We start from the raw sequence: 26,678 nt of genomic DNA on the forward strand, positions 1-26,678 counted from the left end.
GGACCCACGAACTTCGGGGCGTTGGGCCGAACGGCCCCGTACCCGGCCCCGACGGCCCCCCGAAGCGCCGCTGAACGTCCCTGCGCGCAAGCCGAGTTCGTCGCTCGGTCGGACGGACGGACCTCAGGAGGCGGCCGGTGTCTGCTCCAGCGGTGCGTGCCACACCAGCCGGGTTCCACCCCTCTCGGGGGTGGTCCACTTCAGGTCGCCGCCCAACTGGCGTGCGCGGTCGGCCATGTTGGCCAGGCCGCTGCGCCGGCCCTCGGCCGGGATGCCGACGCCGTTGTCGGTGACCGTGAGGCGCACCTCCTTGCCGTCGGTCTCCAGCGCCACGTCGGCACGCGTGGCGCGGGCGTGCCGGGCCACGTTGGTGAGGGATTCGGAGAGGACTGCCAGGATGTGGTCGGCGGCCTCGCGGGGCACATGGGTGTCGAGCAGGCCCTCCATCCGCAGGCTCGGGGCGAAGCCGAGCACCGGAGCGGCCTCGCCCGCCATCCGTACGGCGCGGGCCCGCAGCCCGGGCGTGCCGTCGCCGTCCCGCGCGCGCAGCCCGAAGATCGTCGACCGGATGATCTTGATGGTCTCGTCGAGGTCGTCCACGGCCCGCAGCACCCGCTCGGCGGCCTCCTGGTGCTCGATGAAACGGCCCGCGCTCTGCAGGGTCATACCGGTGGCGAACAGCCGCTGGATGGCCAGGTCGTGCAGGTCCCGGGCGATCCGGTCCCGGTCCTCGAGCAGCGCGATCTGCTCGGCGTCCTTGCGCCGCTCCGCGAGTTCCATCGCCACGGCGGCCTGCGCGGCGAACACCTGCAGCGGCTCGGTCTCCAGGTCGGAGAAGTCGTTGGCGCCGCTCTCCCTGGCCAGCAGCACCACACCCCGGATCCGTTCGCCGAGGCCGATCGGCACGGCGACCGCGGGTCCCAGGCCCGTGAACCGAGGGGGCCCCGCCGAGATGCGTTCGTCGTGTTCGACGTCGAGGCTGCGCACGGGCTCGCCGAGGGAGAAGGCCTCGCCGGTGAGCGTGCCCGCCAGGGGCAGCACCAGCCCGCGGTGCGCCTCCGCCTCCTGGCCGAGGGCCAGTTCGACCGTGAGGGTGTCGGTGCCCCGCATCGGAACGGCCACCGCGGCCAGGGCCGCACCCGTGATCTCCCGGGCCCGTTCGGCGATCAGTCCGAGGACTTCCTGATGGGCGGCGCCGGACATCAGCGAGCGGGTGATCTCCGCGTTGGCCTGCAGCCAGCGCTCGCGCAGGCGGGACTCCTCGTACAGACGGGCGTTGTCGATCGCCACCCCGGCCGCCACGGCGAGCGTGGACAGCACCGCCTCGTCCTCCTCGTCGAACTGCGCACCCCCACGCTTCTCGGTCAGATACAGATTGCCGAACACCTGCTCCCGCACCCGGATCGGCACCCCGAGAAAACTGCTCATCGGCGGATGGTTGGCCGGAAAACCGTACGACGCCGGATGCTCGGACAACTTCGCCAGCCGCAACGGCTCCGGACGACGGATCAGCTCACCGAGAATGCCGTGCCCCTCCGGAAACGGCCCGATCCGAGCGATCTGCTCCTCGGTCACACCCACCGTGTGGAACGCCGAGAGCCGTGTGCCGTCCGAACCGATCACGCCCAGCGCCGCGTACCGGGCGTCGACGAGGACCGCGGCCGCCTCGACGATGGAACGCAGGGCCTGTTCCAGGTCGAGTTCCCGCCCGACGGAGAGCACCGCCTCCAGCAGGCTGTGCACCCGGTCCCGGGTCTCCCGGGCCGCGTCGAGCCGGGCCTGCAGCTCCTCAAGCAGTTCGTCCAGCCTCAGCTGCGGCAACCGCACCCGGGCCCCACCCGCGTCCGCGCCCCCGGAGCTTCCCACTCCCGATCCTCCCAGCCCCCCGTGCCACGTCGTGGTGGACGATACGGGAACGGGACGTCCCGTGGCACGGACACCCACCACCGATGGGGCGTACCCGGGAGGAGGTGCGCGCGCCGTTCGCGGCCGTTCTCGGCGTCCGGTGTCAGTGTCGTTCGGCGCGCATCCGGTCCTTGGCCTGGGTGGCGATGACGGCGGCCTGGATGCGCCGCTCCACGCCGAGCTTGGCCAGCAGGCGCGAGATGTGGTTCTTGACCGTCTTCTCGGCGAGGTAGAGGCGCTGGCCGATCTGCCGGTTGGTGAGTCCCTCGCCGATCAGGGCGAGGATCTCCCGCTCCCGTTCGGTCAGCCCGGGCAGTGCGTCCGGCACCACCTCCTGCCGGTGTCCGTCGCGCAGGCGTGTCATCAGCCTGGTGGTCGCGCTCGGGTCCAGCAGTGACTGCCCGCGGGCCACCGTGCGGACCGCGGAGACGAGGTCCGAGCCCTGGATCTGCTTGAGCACGTAACCGGACGCGCCGGCCATGATCGAGTCCAGCAGCGCCTCCTCGTCGTCGAACGAGGTCAGCATCAGACAGGCCAGGTCCGGCATGCGCGAGCGCAGCTCCCGGCAGACGGTCACGCCGTCCCCGTCCGGCAGGCGGACGTCGAGGACCGCCACGTCCGGGCGCAGGGCCGGTACCCGCACCAGCGCCTGTTCGACGGTGGCCGCGTCGCCGACGACCGTGATGTCGGGTTCGTCGTTCAGCAGGTCGTGCACCCCGCGCCGCACCACCTCGTGATCGTCGAGGAGGAAGACCCGGATCGGGGTGTCGGGGCCGGCCTGCTCGCGGTCCGCCATCGGTTGCTCCTCTGCCGTGCGTTCGGACGTCACCGGGATCCTTCCCGGCCGACGGCTCCGAACGCCAGGGCCGGACGGCCCTGATTCCCGCATCCGGCGGATCCGCTTCCTCACGGCTCGAGGTTCACGCCGTACAGGGTCCGGCCGGCGACCAGCTCACGTCCGGTGACCAGTTCGGGCTGGATGCGTACGATCACCTCCTCGGGGGACGGTGCCCACGAGCGCGGGCCGATGCGGCCGAGGCGCTCCTTGTCCGCCGGGTCGGTCACGACGGCCGCCCGGCCGGTGACGACCACGCTCCATCCCGAGTGCCTGACCGCGTCGACCTCGTCCGCCTCGAACGCGACCACGGTCTCGTCCACCGCGCGGGCCAGCTCCGAGTCCGCCGACGTGCGCAGCAGCACCGCGTCGTCGCCGTCCAGGCAGAAATTGACCGGAAGGACCGCGGGCAGGGCGTGGCGGGTGTGGACGATGCGGCCGACGGGCGCCCGTCTCAGCAACCGCAGGCACTCCTGTCGGTCGAGTTCGCGAAAACCGTCGTTGCGATACATGGTCGGTCCGTCTTTCACCAGCTACAGCGGGATGCCTCCAGGGTCGGCCGGGCCGTCCGCCCCGGGTCAGGGCCGACGGTCCCGGCGCCACCGGAGAGCGGCCCTGGTGTCAGCCCGGCGTCAGCGGCTCCTGTCACTGTTGTCCTGTGACCGGCACGGGAGACCGGAGGCAGGTCACGGGGAGAGGTGCCCGGAGTGGTTGATCGGGGACCAGCGAGCACGGCTCACGGTCGGGCCCCCACGGGGCCCACGCAGGTTCGAATCCTGCCCTCTCCGCAGCCGAGCAGGGGAGGCCGCCGGGTGGCGGCCCCCCCTTCCGGTGTACGGGAGCGGGGTCCGCCCAGGTGAACTCGCGCTGCCCGGCTTCGACTTACTCGCCAGGCGCGAGAGTGCGCGCCAGGGCGCTCGCCGCGTCGGCGATCAGTCCCTCGTCCACGGGCGCGTCCTGGGTGGTCTTGGAGGAGAGCACGGCCAGCACAACGGGCGTCCTCCGGGTCGTCCAGGCCACGCCGATGTCGTGCGCGCTCGCATACGCGCCGGTGCCCGTCTTGTCGCCCAGGGTCCAGCCCGCCGGCAGCCCGGCGCCGAACCGCTTTGTGCTGGTGGTGTTGCCCTTGAGCCAGGTCAGGAGCTGCTCGCGCTCGGCACCCGGCAGGACCCGGCCCAGTGTCACCCGCTCGAAGCTCCTGCCGATGGCCTCCGGGGTCGTGGTGTCGCGCGGATCGCCGGGGACGGCGGTGTTCAGGTCGGTCTCCCAGCGGTCGAGGCGGCTCACGCCGTCGCCGAGCGACCGGAAGAAGCGGGTGAGGCCGGCCGGTCCGTCGAGCAAGCGCAGCAACAGATTGCCGGCCGCGTTGTCGCTGTACTGGATCGCCGCCGCGCACAGGTCGGCCACCGTCATGCCGGTCGCGAGGTGTTCCTCGGTCTTCGGCGAGTTCGACAGGATCTCGTTCGGCGGGTAGTGGATCACCTTGTCCAGTGGTGCGCAGCCCCCGTGTCCGCGCAGGACGGCCGCGGCGGCGAACGCCTTGAAGGTCGAACACATGGCGAACCGCTCCCCCGCGCGGTACGCCACGGTCCGACCGGTCTCCGCGTTGCGGGCGTACACGCCGAGACGCGCCCCGTAGCGCTGTTCCAGATCGCTCAGCTCGGCCCGTACGTCGTCCGGGGACCGTTTGTCGTTCGGGGCCGCCGAAGCGGCCGGCGCCGTCACGGCGGGCGCGATCACGGCGGCGGTGCTGAGGGCGAGACCGGCCTTGAACAGGCGGCGGCGCGGCAGAGGGTGGGCACTGGTCATGTGCGAATGTCTCCCAGGTCGTCCGTCGCCGGCTTGGTGGATCTTCGACGGGGACAGCGAAACAGCAGACCTCCACCCATGTCCAAGAGTGATCTTTGAACGTGTCATACCCAATTGATATGACTGCTGGATGGATCTCCTCGCTCACCTCGAGGCGTACGTCGCGACCGTCGACGAGTCGAACTTCTCGCGCGCGGCCGACCGGCTCGGGATCGCCCAGCCGCTGCTGAGCCGTCGTATCAAGACACTGGAGGCCCACTTCGGCGGCCTGTTGTTCGACCGCTCGCGGCGGCAGGTCACGACGACGGAGCTGGGCCTGCTGCTGCTTCCGTACGCGCAGGACGTGCTGGACCGGGCCCAGCGGCTCGGGCAGGTCGCCCGGTCGGCCCGCCGGGCGCAGGTGCGTGCGGTGGGGGTGCCCATGGACTGTCCGCCCGTGGCGCTGGCCCGCGTCATCCGCGCCGGCACCGAACGCGGGATCACGCTCGGCATGCGCGAACTGCCGCCGCGGGAGCGGGACGCCGGGCTGGCCGACGGCTCGCTCGCCCACGCGCTGCTGCGGGTCCCGCCGGAGCACGCCATGTTCCGTGTTCCGCTCGGCCTGGCGTCCGCTCCGCCGGGCGACGCCGGGGCACCGGAGGCCGGCACGGGGAGCGGGGACCGCCGGCGCGCGGTCCATCTGGAGGACCTGAGGCCGCGCCGCAGCCGCGCCGCGACCGGTGAACAGCCCGCCGCACAGCCGATCCTGACCCTGCCGGAGGACGAGGTGCCGTACGCGCGGGACAGGTTGAGCCGTGCGACCGCGCGGGCCGGCCTGCCGGAGGGCCTGGTGCGGCGGGCCGGACCGCCGGCGACCGCGCTCGCCGAGACCCTGACCGGCCGGGCGCACCTGTTGTGCGCCGAGCCGTTCGCCCTGCAGCACGGGGCGCGGTGGGCGCCGCTGGCCGACGCCTCGCTGCACCGGGGGTACGACGTGGCCGCGACCCGGCGCCGGCGGGGCGCGGTGGACACACCGGGCTGGCTGGTCGAGGTCCTGTCGGCGGCGGCCGGTGCCGCGGGCGCCGCACGGCGCGGGAGGCCGCCCGCGGCCGCGGGCGGGGACGCACCGGCACGGCTGGCGGCACGCGGATGAGCGGGGAAGCGGTGTACCGCCCGGCCCACGTCGCCGCCGACGGCGTCCTCGTCGACGTCGCCGACGCGATCGCACGGGACTGGGCGGCCCTCGGCGTGCGCGGCTCGTTCCTCGCCCGGAACCTCGACTCGGGCGAGCAACTCGGCTTCGACGTGGACGAGTCGATACCCCTCGCCTCGGTGGTGAAGGTCCCGCTCGCCCTGGTCGTGCTGGACCGGATCGCGGCCGGGGAACTCGACCCGGCGCACCCGGTGACGGTCGACCCGGCCGCGAGCAGCGTCGGCCCCACCGGGCTCGCCGCGTTCCGGCATCCGGCCACCGTGGCCGTCGGCGACCTGCTGCTGATGACGCTGTCGGTCAGCGACAACGCGGCCGCCGACGCGCTGTTCGACCTGGTGCCGGCGGCGGACGTCGAGGCCGCCCTGCACGCGTGGGGATGCGGGGGCGTACGGGTGCGGCACCGGATGAACCACATGTACGAGTGCGCGGCCGGAGCCGCGGGCAACGACTTCTCGCTCGCCCTGGAACTGGCAGTCCGGGACGAGCGTGCGGGACGGCACACCATCGAGACCCTGGACCCGGCCCACGCCAACCTCGGCTCGGCCTCGGCCCTGGTGGACCTGTTGCAGCGGGTGTGGCGGGACGAGATCTCCCGTCCCCCGGCCACGGCCGAGCTGCGCCGGTTGATGGGCTGCCAGGTCTTCACCCAGCGGCTGGCGAGCGAACTGCGCGCGGACACCCTGCGGTGGAGCGGCAAGACGGGCACCTTCCTGCACCTGCGGCACGAGATCGGCGTGGTGGAGGCGGGCTCCGGCGACCGGGTGGCCATGGCCGCGCTCACCCGCGCCGACCGGCGGGCCGGGCTGGCACCGGACATCGACCTGGCGATCGGGATCGGCGCACGGCAGGCGTTCGAGGCGCTGCGCCGCTGAGGCGGCAGCCCCGCGCGAGGTTCTGAGTACGCGTACTCAGAGGCGGGGTCGGCATGCTCAGGACGCGGTGCCGCGCACGCCGGGAAGCTTGGTCCATGACCGATCCCACCCAGTGGCCCGCCCCGCTTCCCCGCTTCGGCGGCCCGAACGTGCTTCCCCCGCAGCCCGCACCGAGCCGGTGGCTGCATCCTGCCGCCGACATCGCGCTCGCCCTCGTCCTGCTCATCGTGGACACGCTCGCCGCCCTGGCGACCCTCCTGCTGAGCATCGACTACGACGGCTGGCAGCCCTTCGACCCGGGCGCCGACAACTCCCACGTCGACCTCACCCCGAACTGGCTGTACGTCGGCATCGCGGGCGGTGTCGTCGTACTCACCGCTCCGCTGCTGTACAGGCTGCGTGCCGTGGTCGGTACGTGCGTGCAGGTGCTGGCCGGCTTCGTGGTGGTGATCGTGGCCGTGGCAGGGGCTCAGATGGCCCGGCACGGCGGCGTCCACGGGTAGCGGCCCCGGGGCGTCGAGAGGTGCCGAGGGGAAGGTGACCGCCGGTGCGGGTGGCCGCCGGTCCGCCTACGGGATGGGAATGCCGTACTCGCGTCGCCTGTGGCGGGGCGGCAGTCCGGCCAGCGTGGCACGCGGGCGCGGCGCCTCCGGGCCGGTGCGCCGGTGCAGACCGGCGGCTGCGGCCACGTAGTGCTGTGCCGTGAGCAGCCCGGCCAGTTGTCCGTGCGGATCGGTCACCGGCAGCGCGTCGATGTGCTCCTCCGTCATCACGGCCGCCGCGCGCAGCGACGACTCCTCCGGGTGGACCGTGACCGTGCGGCGCCCGTGCACGAGGTCTCGCACCCTGCCGCGGGACAGCGTCGCCGCGGGGGCCGCGCAGGCCACGGCCAGCTCGGCGCGGTCCAGCACACCGGCGCAGCAGCCGTCCTGGCGGACCACCGGCAGATGCCGCTGTCCCGACCGCTCGACGACCTCCCAGGCCATCAGCAGCGTCTCGTCCTCACTGATCGCGTACGGCGCCTCGTCCATCAGGGCGCGCACCGAAAGCCTCTCGTCCACGGCAGCCTCCCGCGCTCGACGGCCGAGTCGATCTCGAGTGCCCGGGCGGCCGGGCGGGTCCCCGCGGGCTCCGAGGTCTCCGCTCCTCACGCTGGTGCGGATCGTGCACCACGTCATGAGCCGGTGAGGCCAACGCGGAGGGCCGTTGGGCCCTCGTCCCGTGCTGGGCCTGACGGGGCGACCACCGGTCGCCGGATCGGAGCCGACCCCGCCTCTGGTGGGCCGGCGGTTTCCGTGGTGTGCTGGTAGTGGCGGGAAGGACCCCAGCAGACGCGGGGAAGCGGCCGGCAGCCGCGCACCGCGCAATCCGGATCCGCGAGAAGCGGGTGGCGCCCTTCCCGTCCTGCCGTGCCCCGGCCTCGTGCGAGGCCGCACCTGCCGCCGCGCCGGATGGGGACGGATCTCCGATCGCGAAGACGGCACGGACGGCGCGGACGTCATCGCCGCACACACCGGACGCTCCCGGTGCGACACCCCCGTGCGCTTGGGCCGAAGGACCCCCGGCCGGGTCCGGGCGGCCCGTGGTGCCTGGGCCCGGGCCCGCGCACGCTGGGAGCACCCACCATGAAGGGAGCCGGTGCGATGACCTCCGCCACCACCATGACCACGGCGCTGGAGCCCGTGTACCGCGAACGGCTGATGAATCTCGCCCGTGAGGTCTCCTTCGAGGCCGGCACTCGTCTGTTCGAGGAGGGCCGGCGCGCCGACCGCTTCTGGATCGTCCGCACCGGAACCGTCGCTCTCGACCTGCACGTGCCCGGCCGCCGTCCGGCCGTCATCGAGTCGCTCGGACACGGCGAACTCGTCGGCTGGTCCTGGCACTTCCCGCCGCACATCTGGCATCTGGGCGCCGAGGCGATGAGCCCCGTGCGGGCCTGGGAGTTCGACGCCGACGCCGTCCGGGTGGTGTGCGAGCAGGACCCGGAGTTCGGCCGCGCCATCGCGGTCTGGGTCGGCCGTGTGGTCGCCCAGCGGCTGCACGCCTCCCGCGTCCGGCTGCTCGACCTGTACGCCCCCTACGGCAGCGGCGGCCTGGCATGACCGCCACCTCCCGGCCGCGCCGGTCCGCCGAGGAGATCACCCACGGCAGCCCGTACCGGGTGAGCGACGTGATGACCCGCGCCGCCGTCGCGGTGGGCCGCAGGGCACTGTTCAGGGACATGGTCGAACGCATGGAGCAGTGGAACGTCAGCGCACTGCCGGTGCTGGAGGGCGACGGCCGGGTGATCGGGCTGGTGTCCGAGGCGGACCTGCTGCCCAAGGAGGAGTTCCGGGAGGGCGTTCCGGACCTGCTCACCCAGCTGCGTCGGCCGGCCGACCTGGCCAAGGCCGGGGCGGTGACCGCCGAGGAGCTGATGAGCACGCCGGCCGTGACCGTCCGCGGCGAGGCCACGCTCGCCGAGGCCGCGCGGATCATGGCGATGCGGCATGTCAAGCGGCTGCCCGTGGTGAACGCCGAGGGTCTGCTCGAGGGCGTGGTGAGCCGCGGGGACCTGCTCAAGGTGTTCCTGCGCACGGACGACGAACTCGCCGACGAGATCCGGCGCGACGTCGTCGACGTCCTCTTCCCGGCTCCGGTCGTTCCCGTGCACGTCATGGTCCGCGAAGGTGTCGCCACCCTGACCGGACGGGTCGGTGATCCCGACACGATCCCGCTGGCCGTCCGCATGGTCCACAGCGTCGAGGGCGTGGTGGACGTGGACTGCCGGCTCACGGCGGCCGCCGCGGAGTGAGTCCGGCGCGCTCGCGGAGTGAAGCGGAGTGGGTCTCCGGCACGTTTCGGGGCCGCTCCGGTGCTCGGCCCCTCCCCCCGCTTTCCGCCCCGCATTCCCCCGCTCAGGTGCTCAGCCCCTCCCCCCGCTCAGGTTCCGCCACTCGGGCCCGATCCGCTTCCACTCCTCGCCCCATTCGGCCATCCGCCGCCGGACGAGCCGGGCGCGCACCAGCCGGCCTCCGGCCCAGACGGCCGTACCGGCGGCCTGCGCGACGAGCACGCCGGCCAGGACCGTCTGCAGCAGGGCCTCGGTCGTGGTGGCGGGAGGCGAGACGAGGCGGCCCGCGCCGTTGCTCCACACCGTGATCCGGGTGCCCGCGGGGGCGCCCGGGAAGACCTTCGCCCGGTCCGTGTGCACGGAGCCGTCCGCGGCCGTCCAGCGCACGGGGGCCCAGACCCGGCCGTCGTCGTACCCGCTGCCGGCGGGCGGCGTCTTCACCGCGCCGTCGGTGAGGACGGCGGACACGGCGTGCACGTCGGCCCTGCGCGCCGCGAAGGCCGAGTCCATGGAGTGGGCCGCGGCCTGGCCCGCGAGGACTCCGCCCACCACGGCGAGGATCCAGGTGACGAGCACGATCCAGGCCTCGACCACGTCGCTGTGCCGCTTGAGGGTGTTGCGCCGCCACCGCCACAGCCTCGTCCGTGTGACCGTCGTGGGAGGTGTCCCTGTCATGGTCGCCGCCTCCTCTCGCGTGCCGGGCCGCCCGTCAGCTGCGGCGGGCCCGCTCGGCGTCCGGAAGGTCCGGGTCGAGGTCCGGAAGGTCCGGGTCGAGGTCCGGGTGACGGGGCGGACCGGACAGTGCGCAGCGCACGTCCACCACGCCGGCCACGGCCCGTGCGAGGCGGGCGGCGAGCGGTACCAGAGCCGTTTCGTGGACCCGGCCCGTGAGCGTCACGACTCCATCGTGCACCTCGATACGGACGGCCGCCGCGTGGGTGCCGAAGAGCCGTACGACGACGTCCCGCCGGACCTCCTCGGCGATGTCCGTGTCGTCCCGCAGGAAGACGCTCAGCAGGTCCGAGCGGCTGACGATGCCCTTCAGGGTGCCGTCGGGGGCGACGACCGGCAGCCGCTTGACCCGGTGGCGCGCCATGACGCGGGCGGCGTGCCCGAGAGTGGCGTCGGGGGACACGGTGACGGCCGGTGCGGTCATCAGTTCCCCCGCGGTCACCGCGTCCGCCTTGCGGACCTCGGCGAACCGCCGGACCTGCCCGTCCCGGTCGAGGTCTCCCTCGCCGTACTCCTCCTTGGGCAGCAGATCGGCCTCCGAGACGACACCGACGACGCGTCCGCCGGCGTCCAGCACCGGCAGAGCGCTGACCCGCCACTCGCGCATGGTCCGCACGATGTCCTTGAAGGCCGCACCCGTGCGCAGGGCGACGACCGTGCCGGTCATGACGTCGTTCACGACGGTCGGGGTGCCGTCCATGGCGCCCTCCAGGGACTCGGGTGCCGCAGGGGACACCTTCAGCCTGCGGCCGGGGCCCCTTCCGGGACAGGGGCCGAGTGGCCCGTCCCAGGGCCCTACGGCGGCACCGGCGGGGCGCTCCGGCCCCTGTCCCGAAAGAGGCCCTGGCCTCCGCGACACCTACGCCGGGGGCAGGGGGACCCGCCAGTCCAGGGCAGCGCCGCCACCGTCGGCGGCGGTCACCGCGAGCCGTCCGCCGAGTTGTTCGGCCCGCTCGGCCAGGTTGCGCAGCCCGCTGCGGCGGCCGTCGGGCGGAATGCCGAGTCCGTTGTCGGTGACCTTCAGGCTCACCTCTCGGCCGTCGGTCGTCAGCAGCACGTCGGCGCGGTCGGCGCCGGAGTGCCGGGCGATGTTGGTGAGGGCCTCGGAGAGTACGGCGACGACATGGTCGGCGATGTCGCGCGGCACGTCGGTGTCCAGCAGTCCCTCCATGCGCAGGGAGGGGGCGAAGCCCAGCACCGGGGCGGCCTCGCCCGCCACCCGGACGACTCTGGCCCGCAACCCGCTGCCGGTGACACCGTCGCGCGCCCGCAGCCCGAAGATGGCCGACCGGATGATCTTGATGGTCTCGTCGAGGTCGTCCACGGCCCGCAGCACCCGCTCGGCGGCCTCCTGGTGCTCGATGAAACGGCCCGCGCTCTGCAGGGTCATACCGGTGGCGAACAGCCGCTGGATGGCCAGGTCGTGCAGGTCCCGGGCGATCCGGTCCCGGTCCTCGAGCAGCGCGATCTGCTCGGCGTCCTGCCTTCGCGCGGCCAGCTCCATCGCGATTGCGGCCTGCGCGGCGAAACCCTGGAGCATCTCGGTCTCCTTGCCCGAGAACAGCGGCCGGCTGGTCTCCCGTGCCAGCAGCACCACTCCTCGCACACCGCCCGCACCGGTGCCGATGGGGACGGCGACGGCGGGGCCGAGGCCGTGGAAGCGCGGGGGTTCGGGAGAGACCCGCTGGTCGTGGGCGACGTCGTCGCTGGTGACCGGGGCGGCCGCGGAGAACGCCAGTCCCATCAGGGTTTCGTCCAGGGGCAGCACCAGTCCGCGGTGTGCCTCGGCGTCCACTCCGACGGCGATCTCCACGTTGAGCGAACCGCTGCCTTCCAGGGGCATCGCGACCGCGGCCAGGGCCGAGCCAGTGATCTCCCGGGCCCGTTCGGCGATCAGGTCCAGGACCTCGGCGCGCTCGCCGCCGGACATCAGGCTGTGGGTGATCTCCGCGTTCGCCCACAGCCAGCGCTCGCGCAGGCGGGACTCCTCGTACAGACGGGCGTTGTCGATCGCCACCCCGGCCGCCACGGCGAGCGTGGACAGCACCGCCTCGTCCTCCTCGTCGAACTGCGCACCCCCACGCTTCTCGGTCAGATACAGATTGCCGAACACCTGCTCCCGCACCCGGATCGGCACCCCGAGAAAACTGTTCATCGGCGGATGGTTGGCCGGAAAACCGTACGACGCCGGATGCTCGGACAACTTCGCCAGCCGCAACGGCTCCGGACGACGGATCAGCTCACCGAGAATGCCGTGCCCCTCCGGAAACGGCCCGATCCGAGCGATCTGCTCCTCGGTCACACCCACCGTGTGGAACGCCGACAGGGTCTTGCCGTCGGGTCCGATGACGCCGAGGGCGGCGTACTCGGCGTCCACCAGGACCGCCGCCGCGTCCACGATGGAGTGCAGGGCCTGTTCCAGGTCGAGTTCCCGCCCGACGGAGAGCACCGCCTCCAGCAGGCTGTGCACCCGGTCCCGGGTGCCACGGGCCGCGTCGAGCCGGGCCTGCAGCTCCTCAAGCAGTTCGTCCAGCCTCAGCTGCGGCAGCTGTACACGGGACTCCTCCGCACCGGTCACCACGCCCTCCAGCGCCCGACGGCACATGGCTCAGAACCGGCGGGTCATATGCCACGTTATCCGTCTCCGGCGCGGGACGGTATGCGATCGCGCCGCCGGCGTGGGCCGGTCGGCCCACCCGCGGGGACCGAGAGCACCTCCCCCGAGGTCCCGGCCGGGCGGACGCTGGAGCCGTACCGGGACCGCGAGCCGAGGAGTGGCGTGATGGCCCGTTTCGTGTACGACTTCCAGGACGGCGGCCGGGACCTCGCCGACCTGCTCGGCGGCAAGGGCGCGAACCTGGCGGAGATGACCCGGCTCGGCCTGCCGGTACCGCCCGGGTTCACGGTCACCACCGAGGCCTGCGGCGCCTTCCTGGCCACCGGCGAGGAGCCGGAGGGCCTGGCCGCCGAGGTCTCCCGCCATCTGTCGGCGCTGGAGACCGCCGACGGGCGGCTGCTGGGCCTTCCGGACGATCCGCTGCTGGTGTCCGTACGCTCCGGGGCCCGGTTCTCGATGCCCGGGATGATGGAGACGGTCCTGGACATCGGCCTGAACGACGCCTCCGTGGCGGGACTCGCCAAGACGTCCGGCAGCGATCGCTTCGCCTGGGACTCCTATCGCCGGCTCGTCCAGATGTTCGGCAGCACGGTGATGGGGGTCGACCCGGCCCTGTTCGACCGGGCCATGACCGGCCTGCGGGAGGCCCGTGGCGCACCCGACGATCTGCACCTGGACGCGGACGACCTCGCCTGGCTCGTGGAGGCGTACAAGCGGCTGATCCAGGACGAGACGGGCCGCTTCTTCCCGCAGTCCCCCGCCCAGCAGTTGCAACAGGCGATCCTCGCCGTGTTCCGGTCCTGGAACTCCGAGCGGGCCCGGATCTACCGGCGGCGCGAGCACATCCCGGACGACCTGGGCACGGCGGTCACCGTGCAGCGCATGGTGTTCGGCAACCTCGGTCCCGACTCCGGCAGCGGAGTCGCCTTCACCCGCGATCCGGCCACCGGCCGCCCCGGCCTCTACGGCGACTACCTGCCGAACGCGCAGGGCGAGGACGTCGTCGCCGGTGTCCGCGACACCGTGCCCCTCGCCGCACTGGCGCGGCTGGACGCCGCCTCGTACCGCCGTCTGCGCGACCGCTCGGCGACGCTGGAGCGGCACTACCGGGACCTGTGCGACATCGAGTTCACCATCGAGCGCGGGACGCTGTGGATGCTGCAGACCCGGGTGGGCAAGCGGACCGCGCAGGCCGCGTTCGCGATCGCGGCCGAGCTGGTCGAGGAGGGACTGATCACCTCCGACGAGGCGCTTGCCCGGGTGAGCGGCGACGGGCTGGCGAGCCTGATGTTCCCCCGCTTCGACACCGCCGCGACCGGCGAGGCGCTCGCCCACGGCGTTCCGGCGTCGCCGGGCGCGGCGGTCGGCGCGGCCGTGTTCGACTCTGCGGAGGCGGTACGGCGCGCCGCCGCGGGCGAGCGGGTGGTGCTCGTCCGGGAGGAGACGACACCCGAGGACCTGCCCGGAATGGTCGCCGCTCAGGCAGTGCTCACCGGCCGGGGCGGCAAGACCAGCCACGCCGCGGTCGTCGCGCGCGGCATGGGCAGGGTCTGTGTGTGCGGTGCCCAGGACATCACCGTGAGCACCGGGGACCGGTGCTTCACCGCCCGGGACGGCACGGTCGTCGAGGAGGGCACCGTCATCTCCGTGGACGGCTCCACGGGTGCCGTGTATCCCGGGGCGGCTCCGCTGACCGCCTCGGCGACCATGCGCTACCTGGAGACCGGAGAACAGTCGTGCAGCGCCGTCGCCGCGGTAGCCCGCGGTCTGGAACACGCCGACGAGGTACGGCGGCTGGAGGTGCGGGCCAACGCGGACACCCCCGAGGACGCCGCGCGCGCCCGGCGGTTCGGGGCGCAGGGCATCGGGCTGTGCCGCACCGAGCACATGTTCCTCGGTGAACGGCGCAAGCTGGTCGAGGAGATGATCCTGGCCCACACGGACGCCGGGCGCGAGCGGGCGCTGGCGGCTCTGCTGCCGCTCCAGCGGCGGGACTTCACGGGCATCCTGGAGGCGATGGACGGCCTGCCGGTCACCGTCCGACTGCTGGACCCGCCCCTGCACGAGTTCCTGCCCGACCGCATGGGCCTGGCCGTGCGCATCGCCGCCGCCGAGGCGGCGGGCGGGCAACCGGACGCTCACGACGTGGAGTTGCTGGCGGCGGTGAACCGGATGCACGAGGAGAATCCGATGCTCGGCCTGCGTGGCGTCCGGCTGGGGCTCGTCGTGCCGGGTCTGGTGGCGATGCAGGTGCGGGCGGTCGCCGAGGCGGTGGTCGAGCGTACCCGTGCCGGGGGCTCGCCACGGGCGGAGATCATGGTGCCGCTCGTCGGCGCGGTCGAGGAACTGCGGCTCGCCCGCGCGGAGGTGGGCCGGGTGCTCGCCGAGGTCGGCGAGGAGACCGGCGTGCCGGTGCACTGCCCGGTCGGCACGATGATCGAGCTGCCGCGGGCCGCGCTCACGGCGGGCCGGATCGCGGAGGAGGCGGAGTTCTTCTCCTTCGGCACCAACGACCTCACCCAGACCACGTGGGGCTTCTCGCGCGACGACGTGGAGGCCGCGTTCTTCTCGGCGTACCTCGACAAGGGCGTCTTCGCCGGGTCCCCGTTCGAGACGCTCGACCGCGAGGGCGTGGGCCGGCTGGTCCGGATCGCCGTCGAGGAGGGCCGTGCCGCGCGCCCCGACCTGCAGATCGGCGTGTGCGGCGAGCACGGCGGCGACCCGGAGTCGATCCGCTTCTTCCACGCGGCCGGTCTGGACTACGTCTCCTGCTCGCCGTTCCGGGTGCCGGTGGCACGGCTGGAGGCCGGCCGGGCGACCCTGGACGGCCTCGGCACCTGCGACGGCACATGACCGCCGTGGGAGGGCCCGACGGCCCTGCGCCGAGGGCCGAACGGCACTGGGGTGGCCCCGCGCCGTACGACACAGTGGGACCAGGAGCGGCACCGATCCCCCGCGGTGTCGCTCCGCACGTACTCGCCCCGGCGTCCACGGTGACGCGGCACCCGGCGAGTGGAAGCGACACACTCCCGAAGAAGCCGGCCATGATCCGTAACGACCCGACACGACGGCGCGTCGACCTCGACCGTGCCGAGGCTCTGCGGCTGCTGGCCGGTGTGTCCCTGGGCAGGCTCGTCTTCACCCGGCAGGCGCTGCCCACGGTCCGCCCGGTCAACCATGTGCTGGACGGCGGCGACATCGTCATCCGCACCCACGAGGGCGCGGCCCTGACCTCCCAGGCGCAGGCGGCCGACGGTGCCGGTGTCGTCGTCGCCTACGAGGCCGACGCCATCGACCCGGTCACGCACCTCGGCTGGAGCGTGGTGGTCACGGGCTACGCCCGCCTGGTCACCGACCCGGACGAACTGATGCGGATCCGGGGGCTGTTGGAGCCCTGGGCACCGCAACAGGGCATGGACCAGGCGGTGCGCATCCGTCCCGATCTGGTCACGGGGGTCCTCCTGACCGAGACGGGCGGCACGCCGGGCGGGTCCGCCTGAGCGCCGTGCCGGCCCTTCTTCTCAGGCAGCGGGAACGGCCAGCTCTGCGTGCTGCTCCTCGCCGAGGACGACCTTGAGGGCGCCGGTCTCGGCGGCTTTGGAGAAGACGTCGTAGGCCTCCTCCATGTGGTTCAGCGGGAAGGTGTGGGTGACCAGTTGGCGGGTCGGCAGCCGTCCCGCGGCGGCCATCCGCAGCAACGTGGGCGTCGAGTACGTGTCCACGAGGCCGGTGGTGATCGTCACGTTCTTGATCCACAGGTCTTCGAGGTGCAGCGTGGCCGGCCTGCCGTGCACGCCGACGTTCGCCACGTGTCCGCCCGGACGGACCATGCGGGTGCACAGCTCGAAACTCTCCGGTACGCCGACCGCCTCGATGACCACGTCCGCGCCGAGCTCGTCCGTCAGGTCGGCGACCAGCTGGCGGGGCGCCTCGTGGACGTCGGCCACGGCGTCGGCGCCGAGCCGTCGCGCGGCCTCGAGGCGGGCCGGGGTCAGGTCCACCGCGATGATCCGCTCGGGCGCGAACAGGCGGGCCGTGGCGATCGCCGCGAGCCCGATGGGGCCGGCGCCGACGATGGCCACGGTGTCGCCGGGGCGTACCCGCCCGTTGAGGACGCCCACCTCGTAGGAGGTCGGGAAGATGTCCGCGAGCAGGACGGCGTCCTCGTTGCGGACGGTGCCGGGCAGCGGGTGGACGGACAGGTCGGCGTAGGGGACGCGGACGTACTCGGCCTGGGTGCCGTCGATCAGGTGGCCGAGGATCCAGCCTCCGCCGCCCCGGCACTGACCGTAGCTGCGGTCCCGGCAGAAGCGGCACCGGCCGCAGGAGGTGATGCAGGAGACCAGCACCCGGTCTCCGGGCCGTACGGTGCGCACGTCGCTGCCGACCTCGACGATCTCGCCCACGGCCTCGTGGCCCAGCACCGTACCGGGGCGCACCTCGGGCACGTCGCCCTTGAGGATGTGCAGGTCGGTCCCGCAGATGGTGACCGCGCCGACCTTCACGATCGCGTCGGTGGGTTCCTTGATCGCGGGGTCCGGGACGTCCTGCCAGGAGGACTGTCCGGGGCCGTGGAAGACGAAGCCTTTCATCGCGCTCCTCACCCTCTCCGGTATGACGCGGGGCCCGGCCGGCGGCACGGTCCGGAACCCGCCCGCGAGTTCAGCGTGTCCGCTGCCCGAAGCGCTCCGCTTGGGCCGTTGGGCCCTGCTCGCCGGCCGGACGGTGCCCATGGTCCCGACGTCCGGTAACGGGGCCGAGTGCCCCGGACGGACCTCTGACGGGGGCCGATCGGCCCTTCCGGGAGGCCGGGGGGCACCGGTTGGCTTTGCGCATGTCCGAGAACCGCACGAGCCCCCTGGACGGGTACCGGCCGGGCTTCGTGGCCGAGGACCGCGCGGGACCGGCCACGCCGGCCACGGAAGGCGCGCCGGGCGGAGCGACCGTCGTACCGCTGTACGGCGAGATCGACCTGCTGACCACGGCCGCGCTGTCGGAGCGGCTCGACGCACTCACCGAGCATGCGCAGCCCGACCTGGTGCTCGACCTGCGGCCGGTCGCCTTCATCGACTGTGCCGGGCTCGGCGTCCTGTGCCGGGCCCGCAACCGGGCGCTGGCCCGGCGCGGCCGGCTGCGGCTGGTCGCCGACAGCGCGCGGTTGCTGCTGATCCTGCGCGTCACGGGTCTGTCCGAGGTCTTCGAGGTGCTTCCGCGGCTCCCGTAGCCCCGGCGGCGCACCGGCGGGCGCGCCCTGGCCGAGCTGTCACCACCGCAAGGAGGTGCCGCATGACGGGGGCGAGGAAGCGGCTGTGGCGGTGGCGCAGAAATCCGCTGCGCCGGCGCGAGGACGTCGTCGAGGCCTGGATCGTGCTGGCCGTGTGGATCGTCGTCGTGATCGGCGGAGGGGTCGCCGCGCTGCTGACGGCCCGCGCCGCGGAGAGCGAGTTCGCGCGGCAGCGCGCCCACCGGCACCCGGCGACGGCCGTCCTGCTCGCCGACGCGCCCCGAGACGCCACGGCGGCCTGGTCGACCGGCGGCCGGGTCCGGGCGCCGGTGCGCTGGACGGCACCCGACGGCACGTCCCGGACCGGGCGGACGCCGGTCGACGGCGACCTGAGGGCCGGTGCCCGTGTGGTGGTCTGGCAGGACGACCGGGGCCTGCTCGCCGCCACGCAGCCGACCGGCCGGCTGGAGGGTGCCGTGGAGGCCGGGTTCTTCGGCGCCGCGGCGGCCCTGGCCGTCGCCGCTCCGGCCTGCGTCGCGGGAGCCGTCGCCCGGGCACGGCTCGACCGGCGCCGCCTGGACCGCTGGGACCGGGAGTGGGGCCTGGTGGGTCCCCGCTGGGGGCACCGGACGGGTTGATCCGGTGGCACGCCGCACCCGTGCCGGTCGTCCCCGGGCAGGGCCGACCGGCTCCAAGCCGGCATCGACCGCGCTCTGGACCGGCCGGACGCGGCGGCTTCCGTACCGCCCGGACGGGCCGGGCGCCGCGCACGCGGCGTCCGGCGGGAGGTGCCACTTGCCGGTCGGCGGGGCCGTTCGGCCTCTGACGCGCCGAGGACGGTCACGGCAGAGTACGAACCGGACCAGGGGCCCGGACTCGGCCGGTGCCTGTCCCCTCTGCCGGAGAGGTGGACCGTCATGGAGCGAGTGATTCTTGCCAGCGCGGACAGGGCCGCGGCCGACTGGGCCGTGCAGGAAGTGCTGCTGCGCGGTCTGCCACTGGAAGTCACCTCCGGACGGCGCAGCCGGGCCGGAGGAGAGACGGAACTGATCGTCCGCACCCTGCACCGGCAGGGCCCCGGCACGGTCCGCACCTCCTTCGGGGTGGACGCCGAGGGCCCCGTGGTCCTCGTCCCGCGCGCTCCCGCCCGGCGCTGCGCCGACCGGGTGGTGCTGGGCGTGGACGCCCACGACCCGGCGAGCGCCCCGATCGGCTTCGCCTTCGACAGCGCACAGGTCCGCGCCATGCCCCTGCACGCCGTGCACGCCTGGTCACTGCCTCCACAAGCCCGCGAGCTGCCCTTCGCGGTCCCGGAGGAGGACCGCGGGGCCTGGGAGGACCAGGAAGTGCAACTGCTGGCCGACGTGCTGCGACCGTGGCGCGACAAGTACCAGGGTGTGCGCGTCCTCGAGGACGTGCTGCTGCTGCCGCCCGCCGAGGCGCTGCTGCACTGGACGGCGAACGCCGATCTCCTGGTGGTGGGGCTGCACACGGGCGCCGCGCCCGGGCCCACCGTGCGGGCCGTGCTGGACGCGGCCGCCTGCCCGGTCGCCGTCGTACCGGCGTAGCGCCCGCGCGAGGTGCGGCGCGGGCGCTGCGCCGGCAGGTGTCCGTCACGACACGGTCAGCTGTTCCAGCTCCAGTCCGCGACCTCGGGCAGGTCGGTGCCGTGGGCGCGGATCCAGGCGTCGTGGCGGGTGCGGGCGTCGGCCATGGCCTGGCGTACGGCGGCGGCGCGCACCGCGAGGCCGGGCACACGGTCGATGACGTCCATGACGAGGCGGTAGCGGTCGAGGTCGTTGCGCACGACCATGTCGAACGGGGTGGTCGTGGTGCCGGACTCCTTGTAGCCGCGGACGTGCAGGTTCCGGTGTCCGGTGCGGGCGTAGGCGAGGCGGTGGACCAGCCACGGGTAGCCGTGGTATGCGAAGATCACCGGTTTGTCGGCCGTGAAGAGACCGTCGTACTCGAAGTCGGTCATGCCGTGCGGGTGTGCCTCGTGCGGCAGCAGCCGGGTCATGTCGACCACGTTGACCACCCGCACCGCCAGCCCTGGCAGGTGCCGGCGCAGCAACTGCGCGGCGGCCAGCACCTCCTGCGTGGGGACGTCTCCGGCGCAGGCGAGGACCACGTCGGGTTCGCCGCCGTTCTCCGTGCCGGCCCAGTCCCAGATCCCGGCACCGCGCGCGCAGTGGACGCGGGCCTGCTCCAGGGACAGCCAGTCGAAGCACGGCTGCTTGCCGGCCACGACCACGTTGACGTAGTCGCGGCTGCGCAGGACGTGGTCGGCCACGGACAGCAGGGTGTTGGCGTCCGGCGGCAGGTAGACGCGTACCACCTCTGGGCTCTTGTTGAGGACGTGGTCGACGAAACCGGGGTCCTGGTGCGAGAAGCCGTTGTGGTCCTGGCGCCACACGTGTGAGGTGAGCAGGTAGTTGAGCGAGGCGACGGGGGCCCGCCAGGGCAGCCGGCGCGAGGTCTTCAGCCACTTGATGTGCTGGTTGACCATCGAGTCGACGATGTGCACGAACGCCTCGTAGCAGGAGAACAGTCCGTGCCGTCCGGTGAGCAGATAGCCCTCCAGCCAGCCCTGGCAGAGGTGTTCGGACAGGATCTCCAGGACCCTGCCGTGCCGGTCCAGGTGTTCGTCGACCGGGAGCGTCGCGGCCTGCCAGGCCTTTCCGCTGGCGTCGTAGACGGCCTGCAGCCGGTTGGAGGCGGTCTCGTCCGGTCCGACGAGGCGGAAGTCCCGGCGCTGCCGGGTGTCCTTCATGATCTGTTCGAGGAGCGCGCCGAGCACCCGGGTGGGTTCGTGCAGTGTGGTGCCCGGCTTGTCGACGGGGACCGCGAAGGTCTCGAGGGCGGGCATGGGGAGCTCGCGGACGAGCAGGCCGCCGTTGGCGTGCGGGGTGGCTCCGAGCCGCCTGGCTCCGTCGGGGACGCAGGCGAGGACGTCCGGGCCCGGCCGCCCGTCCGGGCCGAACAGCTCATGCGGCCGGTAGGAGCGCAGCCACTCCTCCAACTGGCGCAGGTGTTCCGGGTTTTCGCGGACCCCCGGCAGCGGGACCTGGTGGGCACGCCAGGTGCCCTCGACGGGTACCCCGTCCACCTCGGCCGGGCCGGTCCAGCCCTTCGGGGTGCGAAGCACGATCATCGGCCAGTGCACGCGCTCGCCGACGCCGTCCTCGCGGGCGGTGCGCTGCATCAGGGCGATGCGGTCCAGCGCCTCGTCGAGGGCGCGGGCCAGGGCACGGTGCACGGCGGCCGGGTCGTCGCCGGTGACGTGCAGGGGTTCATGGCCGTATCCCCGCAGCAGGGCGTCGAGTTCCTCCTCGGGAAGCCGGGACAGCACGGTCGGGTTGGCGATCTTGTAGCCGTTGAGGTGCAGGATCGGCAGCACGGCTCCGTCGTGGACCGGGTCCAGGAACTTGTTGGAGTGCCAGGAGGCGGCCAGCGGCCCGGTCTCCGCCTCGCCGTCGCCGATCACACAGGCGACCACCAGGTCCGGGTTGTCGAACGCGGCGCCGTAGGCGTGTGCGAGGGAGTAGCCGAGCTCGCCGCCCTCGTGGATCGAGCCGGGGGTCTCCGGCGCGACGTGACTGGGCACCCCGCCCGGGAAGGAGAACTGCCGGAACAGCCGCTCCATGCCGGCCGCGTCCCTCGACACGTCGGGGTACGTCTCGCTGTAGCTGCCCTCCAGCCAGGAGTTGGCGACCACCGCCGGTCCCCCGTGTCCCGGACCCCAGACGCACAGGGCGTCGAGTCCGCGCGCCTTGATCACGCGGTTGAGGTGCGTGTACACGAGGTTCAGGCCGGGCGAGGTGCCCCAGTGGCCGAGCAGCCGCGGTTTGATGTGCTCGGGGCTGAGCGGTTCGGTCAGCAGGGGGTTGGCCATGAGGTAGATCTGACCGACGGACAGGTAGTTGGCGGCGCGCCAGTGCGCGTCCAGGGTGCGCAGTTCCTCGTCGGTGAGTGCGGTGGCGTCCTGAGGGGCGTCCTGGGACATGGGAACTCCGGGAGTCGTCTTCGGTTGTCCGTAAGTGTGCGGGTGGATGTCAGGAAATTTCCGGTACCACGGCCACCGGGCATGCCGCGTGGTGCAGCACCCCGTGTGCGACCCGGCCGAGCTGGAGGCCGAAGTGCCCGTGGCGGCGCCGGGCGCCGACGACGAGCAGGTCGGCCTCGCGGGAGGCGGCGAGCAGCACGTCGCGGGCATGGCCCTCGACGGTGCGCCGGATCGGTTCCGGGCCGGGCGGTGCGTCCCGCAGTGCCTCCTCCACCGCCTCGGCCGCGCGGCCCTCCCACAGGTGGGCCGGGTCCCCGGCGAGCAGCGGATGACCGGTGGGCGTGTGCGCGGGACGCCGCCAGGCCCGTACGGCCTCCAGGGGCACTCCGCGCAGGCCGGCCTCCTCGATCGCGAACCGTGCGGCGGCCGAGCCCGCCGGTGTCTCGCCGACGCCGAGCACGACACGCCCCCGCGTTCCCGCGCGTGCCTGGTCGTCGTGGCTGCCGCGCAGCACGATCACCGGGCAGTGCGCGTGTCCGGCGACCGTCACACCGACGGAGCCGAGGAGCGCCTCGGTCATGTCGCCGAGGCCACGGCAGCCCAGCACCACCACGGCGGCGCTGCGGCTCTCCCGGACGAGCGCGTACTCCGGCTCCTCGGGCACCACGTCGGTGACGACCCGCACGCCCGGTCGCCGGCCGCGGGCGCGGCGTCCGGCGGCGTCGACGATGTGTTCGGCCCTCGTCCGCCGCGACGGTCCGCCCGGATCCTGCGCGAGCGAGGCGTCCTCGTGGCGCTCCCACAGGAACGCGTGCACCAGGCGCAGCGACGCCCCGCGCAGGGCGGCCTCGTCTGTCGCCCAGTCCATGGCGCGCAGGCTGGACTCGGAGCCGTCGACGCCTACGACGACGGGCAGGTCCGTTCTCACCGTCTCCTGCCGTGAGCCGAGACCCACGGTGACGGATCCGGGCATGGTCTCCTCCTCCTGGGGGTGCGGGATCCGGTTACAGCGTGGTGTCCCTAAGTCGGGTGCGCCAGGCGCCGAACGGCCGTCGGCGCGGGCCCGAACGGCCCTGCCTGCCGGGCGTGGAAGCCGAACGGCCCGCTCGGAGGGCCGGGCGGCCCCTTGGCCCGTGGCACCGCAGCCGCACAGGCTGGAGGCGGCGGGGCAGCCCGCCGCGAAACCCCACGGAGTCATCATGTACGGCACCCCGCACATCGTGAGCGACGTCATGACCCAGACGGTCGCCGCCGTCGGCCGGTGGGCCGGCTTCAAGGAGATCGTGGGGATGATGCAGGACTGGAAGGTCAGTGCCCTCCCCGTGCTCGAGGGCGAGGGCCGGGTGGTCGGTGTGGTCTCCGAGGCCGACCTGCTACCCAAGGAGGAGTTCCGGGACACCCCGGACGAGGACTACGTCCGGCTGCGCGGGCACGCCGACCTGGCGAAGGCCGACGCGCTCACGGCGGGAGACCTGATGTCCTCCCCCGCGCTCACCGTCCGGGCGAACGCCACCCTCGCCGAGGCCGCGCGCATCATGGCGCGGGGCCGGGTCAAGCGGCTGCCGGTGGTGGACGAGATCGGCCTGCTGCAGGGTGTGGTCAGCCGCTCCGACCTGCTCAAGGTGTTCCTGCGCGGGGACGAGGACATCGCCGAGCAGGTCCGGCGCGAGGTCGTGGCCCATCTGTTCCCGATGCCGTCCTCGGCCATCCACGTGGAGGTGGACGACGGGGTGGTGACGCTGATCGGCCGGGTCCGCGACACCTCCCTCGTTCCCGTGGCCGCACGTCTGATCCAGGCCGTCGAAGGTGTGGTGGACGTGCAGTTCGACCTCGCGCGGGCCGACGGGGCACGCCACCCGGCAGATTCGCTCGGTCTCTGAGGCGACGGAGGGCGCGCCCTTCGGACGGCGATGTGCGCGGGGCACGGAAGGTGCCGCCGCCCCGAATGCCCGAGTAGGGCCTGTCGGCCCTGGTGCGTGCGGCACCGGCGGGTGATGATCGGCCTGACGGTCGGTCCGCACCCCGTGCCCGACGGGGAACGGGAGGTCACCATGGCCGAGCCACGTACGTTCACGGAACAGGACCCGATCCGGGTGTTCCTGCTGGACGACCACGAGGTCGTACGACGCGGCCTGGCCGACCTGCTCGACGCCGAACCGGACATCTCCGTGGTCGGTGACGCCGACACCGCCGAGCACGCGCTCGCGCGCGGCCCCGCCCTGCGGCCCGATGTGGCCGTGCTCGACGTGCGCCTCCCGGACGGCGACGGCATCTCCGTCTGCCGGGAACTGCGCAGCCACATGCCCGAGCTGGCGTGTCTGATGCTGACCTCCTTCGACGACGAGGACGCCCTGCTGGACGCGATCATGGCGGGGGCCGCCGGCTATGTGCTGAAGCAGATCAAGGGTTCCGACCTGGTGTCGGCCGTGCGCACGGTCGCCTCGGGACAGTCGATGCTGGACCCCGCGACGACGGCCCGTCTCATGCACTCCCTGCGGGCGGATCCGGTCGGGCCGCCGTCGGTGCCGCCCGAGCTGGCGGGGCTGTCGCCCCGGGAACGGGACATCCTGGCGCTGATCGGCGACGGCCTGACCAACCGTGAGATCGGCAGGAAGCTGTACCTGTCGGAGAAGACCGTCAAGAACCACATCTCACGGCTGCTGGCCAAGCTGGGCGTACAGCGCCGGGTCCAGGCTGCGGTCCTCGCCTCCCACCTGGACGAAGAGGACGCCGGAGAACACCCCTCGCGGTGAGGGCGGGCGCGTCCGCGAACCGTGCGTACCGGACAGCCGGGCGCGGCGCGCCGGGTCCACTCGGCCCCTGTTCGGATCCGGGCGGCCCCTGCCCGCGGGCGGCGCCGGCCGCGCAGTCTGGACACAGGATCCGGTGTGCTCCTCGGCCCCTCGTCACCGCACGGGCAACGGCCGCGGCACGGGTGCCGGGACCGGAGCCGAAGGGAGGCCATCGTGATCACGCCAGCCCTGGACTCGGGCGCCGTCACCACACTCGTGGCGGATGCCACGGCGGCACCGTCGCTGCACAACGCACAGCCCTGGACGTTCCGCTTCCTGCGCGACAGCGGCGTCCTGCGCCTGTACGCCGACCTGGACCGCGCACTGCCCCGGACCGACCCGGACAACCGGGGCCTGCACGTGGGCTGTGGCGCCGCGCTGTTCAACCTGCGCGTGGCCGCCGCCGCGGCGGGGTGGGCGCCGGAGGTCCGGCTGCTGCCCGACGCGGACGATCCGGCGCTGCTCGCCGAGGCGGAGTTCGGTGGCACGGCACCGCCCGACGAGGACCTCGCCCTGCTGTACCCGGCGATCCCCCGCCGCCACTCCAGCCGTCTCCCCTTCCGGGAGGAGCGGATACCGGACGCGCTGAAGGACCGGCTGTGCGAGGTGGCACGGGCCGAGGGCGCGGATCTGCTGTTCCCCGGGGTCTGGCACGTGCGATCGGTCCTGGAACTGGTGCGGGACGCGGAGGGCCGGGAGGCACTGGATCCCGATGTCCGCGCCGAGACGGCCCGCTGGGCCCGGGCGGACGCGCCCGGCGCGGCGGCGGTCCCGGACGGGATCCCCGCCGACGCGTTCGGCCCCGGCCGGCGCGGCACCGGAAGCCCGGTGCGCGACTTCGCGGCCGGCCGCGCGATTCCCGGCCGCGCCTGGGCGACCTTCGAGAAGGACCCGCAGATCGCCCTGCTGGGCACCGCCCACGACGGGCCCGGGGACTGGCTGCGCGCGGGCCAGGCGCTGGAGCGCGTCCTGCTGCGGGCCACCGTGGACGGGCTGGTCGCCTCGGTGACCTCCCAGCCCCTGGAATGGCCGGAACTGCGGTGGGCGGCCCGCGACCCGGTCTCGGCCATGGCCCACGTCCAGATGGTGATCAGGCTGGGCTACGGCCCCGAAGGCCACCCGAGCCCGCGACGGGCGGTCCCCGTAGTACTCGACATCGTCTGAGGCGGGCGGGCCCGGCGGGGTCACGTCGTCTCGGCACGCACGATGACGACCGGGCAGCTCGCGTGCTGGGAGACGTGCTGGCTGACGGAACCGAGCAGGGCGCGGGCGAACCCGCCCTTTCCCCGGCTGCCGACGACCACGACCTCGGCACCCTCGGCGGCCCGCAGCAGGACGTCGGCGGCGTTGCCGTGCACCACGTGGGTCCTGACCGCGCCGGCCGCGTCCGCGCCGAGCACGTCGGTCAGTTCCTGGCGCATCCGCTGCCTGGCCTCGTCCTTGTCCACGTCCATGTCCACGGCGGGCCCCGACCAGCCGTACAGACCGGGCAGCTCCCACACGGTGACCGCGTCCACGACACCGCCCAGCAGCGCGGCGTAGCGCACGGCCCAGCGCAGCGCCGCGTACGAGGACTCCGACCCGTCCACACCGACCACGACCCGCGGCTCGGCGACATCCTTGTCCATGCGTCCACCTCTCCCGCGGCACTCGCGCCGCCCGACCGGTCGCCCCCTGCTCTCCACGCTGCGCGCAGCCACGCCGAGCCGCCACCGATGGGCCTCCGGGGGCATGACGGACGGCGTGCGCCGACGAGTCGCCGTTGCTTCCGGCCCCCCACGCGCCACCGCGGCGGCCCGTGGGCGAGTCCTGGTTCGGGACCCACGGACCTCGCCAGTGCCGTTCGGCCCCACCACAGGCG

General features: G+C 73.5%; 25 protein-coding genes and 1 pseudogene. 14 read left to right on the forward strand and 12 right to left on the reverse strand.

The genetic code is table 11. From position 1 onward, the window contains the following. Positions 1-123: 123 nt before the first annotated feature. From AC07CM_RS19465 to AC07CM_RS19475, 3 genes are all read right to left on the reverse strand, one after another. Positions 124-1,866: a sensor histidine kinase gene (locus AC07CM_RS19465; protein WP_478877633.1), complete on the reverse strand. Its 1,743-nt coding sequence runs from the start codon at positions 1,864-1,866 to the stop codon at positions 124-126. A 142-nt stretch (positions 1,867-2,008) separates the two neighbouring features. Further along, positions 2,009-2,701 (reverse strand): response regulator, encoded by a 693-nt coding sequence (locus AC07CM_RS19470; protein ID WP_478877634.1) that lies wholly within the window; start codon positions 2,699-2,701, stop codon positions 2,009-2,011. A 110-nt stretch (positions 2,702-2,811) separates the two neighbouring features. Further along, entirely contained in the window at positions 2,812-3,252 is a 441-nt protein-coding gene (locus AC07CM_RS19475) for a pyridoxamine 5'-phosphate oxidase family protein (protein WP_478877635.1), read from the reverse strand. A gap of 180 nt (positions 3,253-3,432) precedes the next feature. On the opposite strand from AC07CM_RS19475, the pseudogene AC07CM_RS19480 reads away from it, so the two are divergent. Continuing rightward, positions 3,433-3,528 (forward strand): annotated as a pseudogene (locus tag AC07CM_RS19480). A gap of 94 nt (positions 3,529-3,622) precedes the next feature. Here the strand turns inward: AC07CM_RS19480 and bla are convergent. Continuing rightward, a complete protein-coding gene (bla, locus tag AC07CM_RS19485; protein WP_478877636.1) occupies positions 3,623-4,549 on the reverse strand; it encodes a class A beta-lactamase in 927 nt (308 codons plus the stop codon). A gap of 130 nt (positions 4,550-4,679) precedes the next feature. Between bla and AC07CM_RS19490 the strand changes: the two genes are divergently transcribed. From AC07CM_RS19490 to AC07CM_RS19500, 3 genes are all read left to right on the forward strand, one after another. After that, entirely contained in the window at positions 4,680-5,681 is a 1,002-nt protein-coding gene (locus AC07CM_RS19490; RefSeq protein WP_478877637.1) for a LysR family transcriptional regulator, read from the forward strand. Then, complete coding sequence (locus tag AC07CM_RS19495; protein ID WP_478877638.1) at positions 5,678-6,613, forward strand: serine hydrolase; 936 nt, start codon at positions 5,678-5,680, stop codon at positions 6,611-6,613. Before AC07CM_RS19490 ends, AC07CM_RS19495 begins: the two co-directional genes overlap by 4 nt. 95 nt (positions 6,614-6,708) lie before the next feature. After that, a complete protein-coding gene (locus AC07CM_RS19500; protein WP_478877639.1) occupies positions 6,709-7,116 on the forward strand; it encodes a DUF6234 family protein in 408 nt (135 codons plus the stop codon). A 66-nt stretch (positions 7,117-7,182) separates the two neighbouring features. Here AC07CM_RS19500 and AC07CM_RS19505 read toward each other — a convergent pair whose 3' ends face one another. Further along, positions 7,183-7,674 (reverse strand): CBS domain-containing protein, encoded by a 492-nt coding sequence (locus AC07CM_RS19505; RefSeq protein WP_478877640.1) that lies wholly within the window; start codon positions 7,672-7,674, stop codon positions 7,183-7,185. Positions 7,675-8,256: 582 nt separating this feature from the next. On the opposite strand from AC07CM_RS19505, the gene AC07CM_RS19510 reads away from it, so the two are divergent. Together AC07CM_RS19510 and AC07CM_RS19515 are read left to right on the forward strand one after the other, a co-directional pair. Next, positions 8,257-8,715, forward strand: a complete 459-nt coding sequence (locus AC07CM_RS19510; RefSeq protein WP_478877641.1) for a Crp/Fnr family transcriptional regulator — start codon at positions 8,257-8,259, stop codon at positions 8,713-8,715. Next, positions 8,712-9,407 carry a CBS domain-containing protein gene (locus tag AC07CM_RS19515; protein ID WP_478877642.1) on the forward strand — a complete coding sequence of 232 codons (696 nt, stop codon included), beginning with the start codon at positions 8,712-8,714 and terminating at the stop codon, positions 9,405-9,407. The genes AC07CM_RS19510 and AC07CM_RS19515 overlap by 4 nt, the downstream gene beginning before the upstream one ends. A 111-nt stretch (positions 9,408-9,518) precedes the next feature. Here AC07CM_RS19515 and AC07CM_RS19520 read toward each other — a convergent pair whose 3' ends face one another. From AC07CM_RS19520 to AC07CM_RS19530, 3 genes are all read right to left on the reverse strand, one after another. Further along, complete coding sequence (locus AC07CM_RS19520; protein ID WP_478877643.1) at positions 9,519-10,121, reverse strand: Rv1733c family protein; 603 nt, start codon at positions 10,119-10,121, stop codon at positions 9,519-9,521. Positions 10,122-10,155: 34 nt separating this feature from the next. After that, positions 10,156-10,878, reverse strand: coding sequence for a CBS domain-containing protein (locus AC07CM_RS19525; protein ID WP_478877644.1), 723 nt, complete (start codon positions 10,876-10,878; stop codon positions 10,156-10,158). Positions 10,879-11,037: 159 nt separating this feature from the next. Further along, the gene (locus AC07CM_RS19530; RefSeq protein ID WP_478877645.1) at positions 11,038-12,756 is read right to left on the reverse strand and encodes a sensor histidine kinase; all 1,719 of its coding nucleotides are present in this window, start codon (positions 12,754-12,756) and stop codon (positions 11,038-11,040) included. A 204-nt stretch (positions 12,757-12,960) separates the two neighbouring features. On the opposite strand from AC07CM_RS19530, the gene ppdK reads away from it, so the two are divergent. Then, complete coding sequence (ppdK, locus tag AC07CM_RS19535; protein WP_478877646.1) at positions 12,961-15,648, forward strand: pyruvate, phosphate dikinase; 2,688 nt, start codon at positions 12,961-12,963, stop codon at positions 15,646-15,648. A gap of 191 nt (positions 15,649-15,839) precedes the next feature. Then, on the forward strand, positions 15,840-16,295 hold the full coding sequence (locus tag AC07CM_RS19540; RefSeq protein ID WP_478877647.1) for a pyridoxamine 5'-phosphate oxidase family protein: 456 nt from the start codon (positions 15,840-15,842) through the stop codon (positions 16,293-16,295). A 21-nt stretch (positions 16,296-16,316) separates the two neighbouring features. Here the strand turns inward: AC07CM_RS19540 and AC07CM_RS19545 are convergent, their stop codons facing one another. Further along, a complete protein-coding gene (locus tag AC07CM_RS19545; protein WP_478877648.1) occupies positions 16,317-17,387 on the reverse strand; it encodes a zinc-dependent alcohol dehydrogenase family protein in 1,071 nt (356 codons plus the stop codon). Between the two features lie 242 nt (positions 17,388-17,629). Between AC07CM_RS19545 and AC07CM_RS19550 the strand changes: the two genes are divergently transcribed. The 3 genes from AC07CM_RS19550 to AC07CM_RS19560 all read left to right on the forward strand — a co-directional run bounded on the left by AC07CM_RS19550 (position 17,630) and on the right by AC07CM_RS19560 (position 19,587). After that, a complete protein-coding gene (locus tag AC07CM_RS19550; protein WP_478877649.1) occupies positions 17,630-18,019 on the forward strand; it encodes an STAS domain-containing protein in 390 nt (129 codons plus the stop codon). Between the two features lie 62 nt (positions 18,020-18,081). Then, positions 18,082-18,657, forward strand: a complete 576-nt coding sequence (locus AC07CM_RS19555) for an Rv1733c family protein (RefSeq protein ID WP_478877650.1) — start codon at positions 18,082-18,084, stop codon at positions 18,655-18,657. A 279-nt stretch (positions 18,658-18,936) separates the two neighbouring features. Next, complete coding sequence (locus tag AC07CM_RS19560) at positions 18,937-19,587, forward strand: universal stress protein (protein ID WP_478877651.1); 651 nt, start codon at positions 18,937-18,939, stop codon at positions 19,585-19,587. Positions 19,588-19,643: 56 nt separating this feature from the next. Here the strand turns inward: AC07CM_RS19560 and AC07CM_RS19565 are convergent, their stop codons facing one another. Both AC07CM_RS19565 and AC07CM_RS19570 read right to left on the reverse strand, forming a co-directional pair. After that, the gene (locus AC07CM_RS19565; protein ID WP_478877652.1) at positions 19,644-22,025 is read right to left on the reverse strand and encodes a phosphoketolase family protein; all 2,382 of its coding nucleotides are present in this window, start codon (positions 22,023-22,025) and stop codon (positions 19,644-19,646) included. Between the two features lie 49 nt (positions 22,026-22,074). Then, on the reverse strand, positions 22,075-22,998 hold the full coding sequence (locus tag AC07CM_RS19570; RefSeq protein WP_478877653.1) for a universal stress protein: 924 nt from the start codon (positions 22,996-22,998) through the stop codon (positions 22,075-22,077). 226 nt (positions 22,999-23,224) lie between these two features. Between AC07CM_RS19570 and AC07CM_RS19575 the strand changes: the two genes are divergently transcribed. From AC07CM_RS19575 to AC07CM_RS19585, 3 genes are all read left to right on the forward strand, one after another. Further along, a complete protein-coding gene (locus AC07CM_RS19575) occupies positions 23,225-23,905 on the forward strand; it encodes a CBS domain-containing protein (protein ID WP_478877792.1) in 681 nt (226 codons plus the stop codon). A 171-nt stretch (positions 23,906-24,076) separates the two neighbouring features. Further along, positions 24,077-24,778, forward strand: coding sequence for a response regulator (locus AC07CM_RS19580; protein WP_478877654.1), 702 nt, complete (start codon positions 24,077-24,079; stop codon positions 24,776-24,778). Between the two features lie 213 nt (positions 24,779-24,991). Continuing rightward, complete coding sequence (locus AC07CM_RS19585; protein ID WP_478877655.1) at positions 24,992-25,981, forward strand: Acg family FMN-binding oxidoreductase; 990 nt, start codon at positions 24,992-24,994, stop codon at positions 25,979-25,981. A gap of 20 nt (positions 25,982-26,001) precedes the next feature. Here the strand turns inward: AC07CM_RS19585 and AC07CM_RS19590 are convergent, their stop codons facing one another. Beyond that, on the reverse strand, positions 26,002-26,445 hold the full coding sequence (locus AC07CM_RS19590) for a universal stress protein (protein WP_478877656.1): 444 nt from the start codon (positions 26,443-26,445) through the stop codon (positions 26,002-26,004). Between the last annotated feature and the right edge of the window lie 233 nt (positions 26,446-26,678).

Source organism: Streptomyces sp. NPDC044061, assembly GCF_056434305.1.

Bases quoted from the DNA above. Each gene is read 5' to 3' on its own strand.
- AC07CM_RS19520 (WP_478877643.1), bottom strand. From the start codon at position 10,121: ATGACAGGGACACCTCCCACGACGGTCACACGGACGAGGCTGTGGCGG.
- bla (WP_478877636.1), bottom strand. From the start codon at position 4,549: ATGACCAGTGCCCACCCTCTGCCGCGCCGCCGCCTGTTCAAGGCCGGT.
- AC07CM_RS19580 (WP_478877654.1), top strand. From the start codon at position 24,077: ATGGCCGAGCCACGTACGTTCACGGAACAGGACCCGATCCGGGTGTTC.
- ppdK (WP_478877646.1), top strand. From the start codon at position 12,961: ATGGCCCGTTTCGTGTACGACTTCCAGGACGGCGGCCGGGACCTCGCC.
- AC07CM_RS19500 (WP_478877639.1), top strand. From the start codon at position 6,709: ATGACCGATCCCACCCAGTGGCCCGCCCCGCTTCCCCGCTTCGGCGGC.
- AC07CM_RS19525 (WP_478877644.1), bottom strand. From the start codon at position 10,878: ATGGACGGCACCCCGACCGTCGTGAACGACGTCATGACCGGCACGGTC.
- AC07CM_RS19550 (WP_478877649.1), top strand. From the start codon at position 17,630: ATGTCCGAGAACCGCACGAGCCCCCTGGACGGGTACCGGCCGGGCTTC.
- AC07CM_RS19560 (WP_478877651.1), top strand. From the start codon at position 18,937: ATGGAGCGAGTGATTCTTGCCAGCGCGGACAGGGCCGCGGCCGACTGG.
- AC07CM_RS19470 (WP_478877634.1), bottom strand. From the start codon at position 2,701: ATGGCGGACCGCGAGCAGGCCGGCCCCGACACCCCGATCCGGGTCTTC.
- AC07CM_RS19490 (WP_478877637.1), top strand. From the start codon at position 4,680: ATGGATCTCCTCGCTCACCTCGAGGCGTACGTCGCGACCGTCGACGAG.
- AC07CM_RS19510 (WP_478877641.1), top strand. From the start codon at position 8,257: ATGACCTCCGCCACCACCATGACCACGGCGCTGGAGCCCGTGTACCGC.
- AC07CM_RS19555 (WP_478877650.1), top strand. From the start codon at position 18,082: ATGACGGGGGCGAGGAAGCGGCTGTGGCGGTGGCGCAGAAATCCGCTG.
- AC07CM_RS19575 (WP_478877792.1), top strand. From the start codon at position 23,225: ATGTACGGCACCCCGCACATCGTGAGCGACGTCATGACCCAGACGGTC.
- AC07CM_RS19475 (WP_478877635.1), bottom strand. From the start codon at position 3,252: ATGTATCGCAACGACGGTTTTCGCGAACTCGACCGACAGGAGTGCCTG.
- AC07CM_RS19565 (WP_478877652.1), bottom strand. From the start codon at position 22,025: ATGTCCCAGGACGCCCCTCAGGACGCCACCGCACTCACCGACGAGGAA.
- AC07CM_RS19570 (WP_478877653.1), bottom strand. From the start codon at position 22,998: ATGCCCGGATCCGTCACCGTGGGTCTCGGCTCACGGCAGGAGACGGTG.
- AC07CM_RS19495 (WP_478877638.1), top strand. From the start codon at position 5,678: ATGAGCGGGGAAGCGGTGTACCGCCCGGCCCACGTCGCCGCCGACGGC.
- AC07CM_RS19515 (WP_478877642.1), top strand. From the start codon at position 8,712: ATGACCGCCACCTCCCGGCCGCGCCGGTCCGCCGAGGAGATCACCCAC.
- AC07CM_RS19540 (WP_478877647.1), top strand. From the start codon at position 15,840: ATGATCCGTAACGACCCGACACGACGGCGCGTCGACCTCGACCGTGCC.
- AC07CM_RS19590 (WP_478877656.1), bottom strand. From the start codon at position 26,445: ATGGACAAGGATGTCGCCGAGCCGCGGGTCGTGGTCGGTGTGGACGGG.
- AC07CM_RS19545 (WP_478877648.1), bottom strand. From the start codon at position 17,387: ATGAAAGGCTTCGTCTTCCACGGCCCCGGACAGTCCTCCTGGCAGGAC.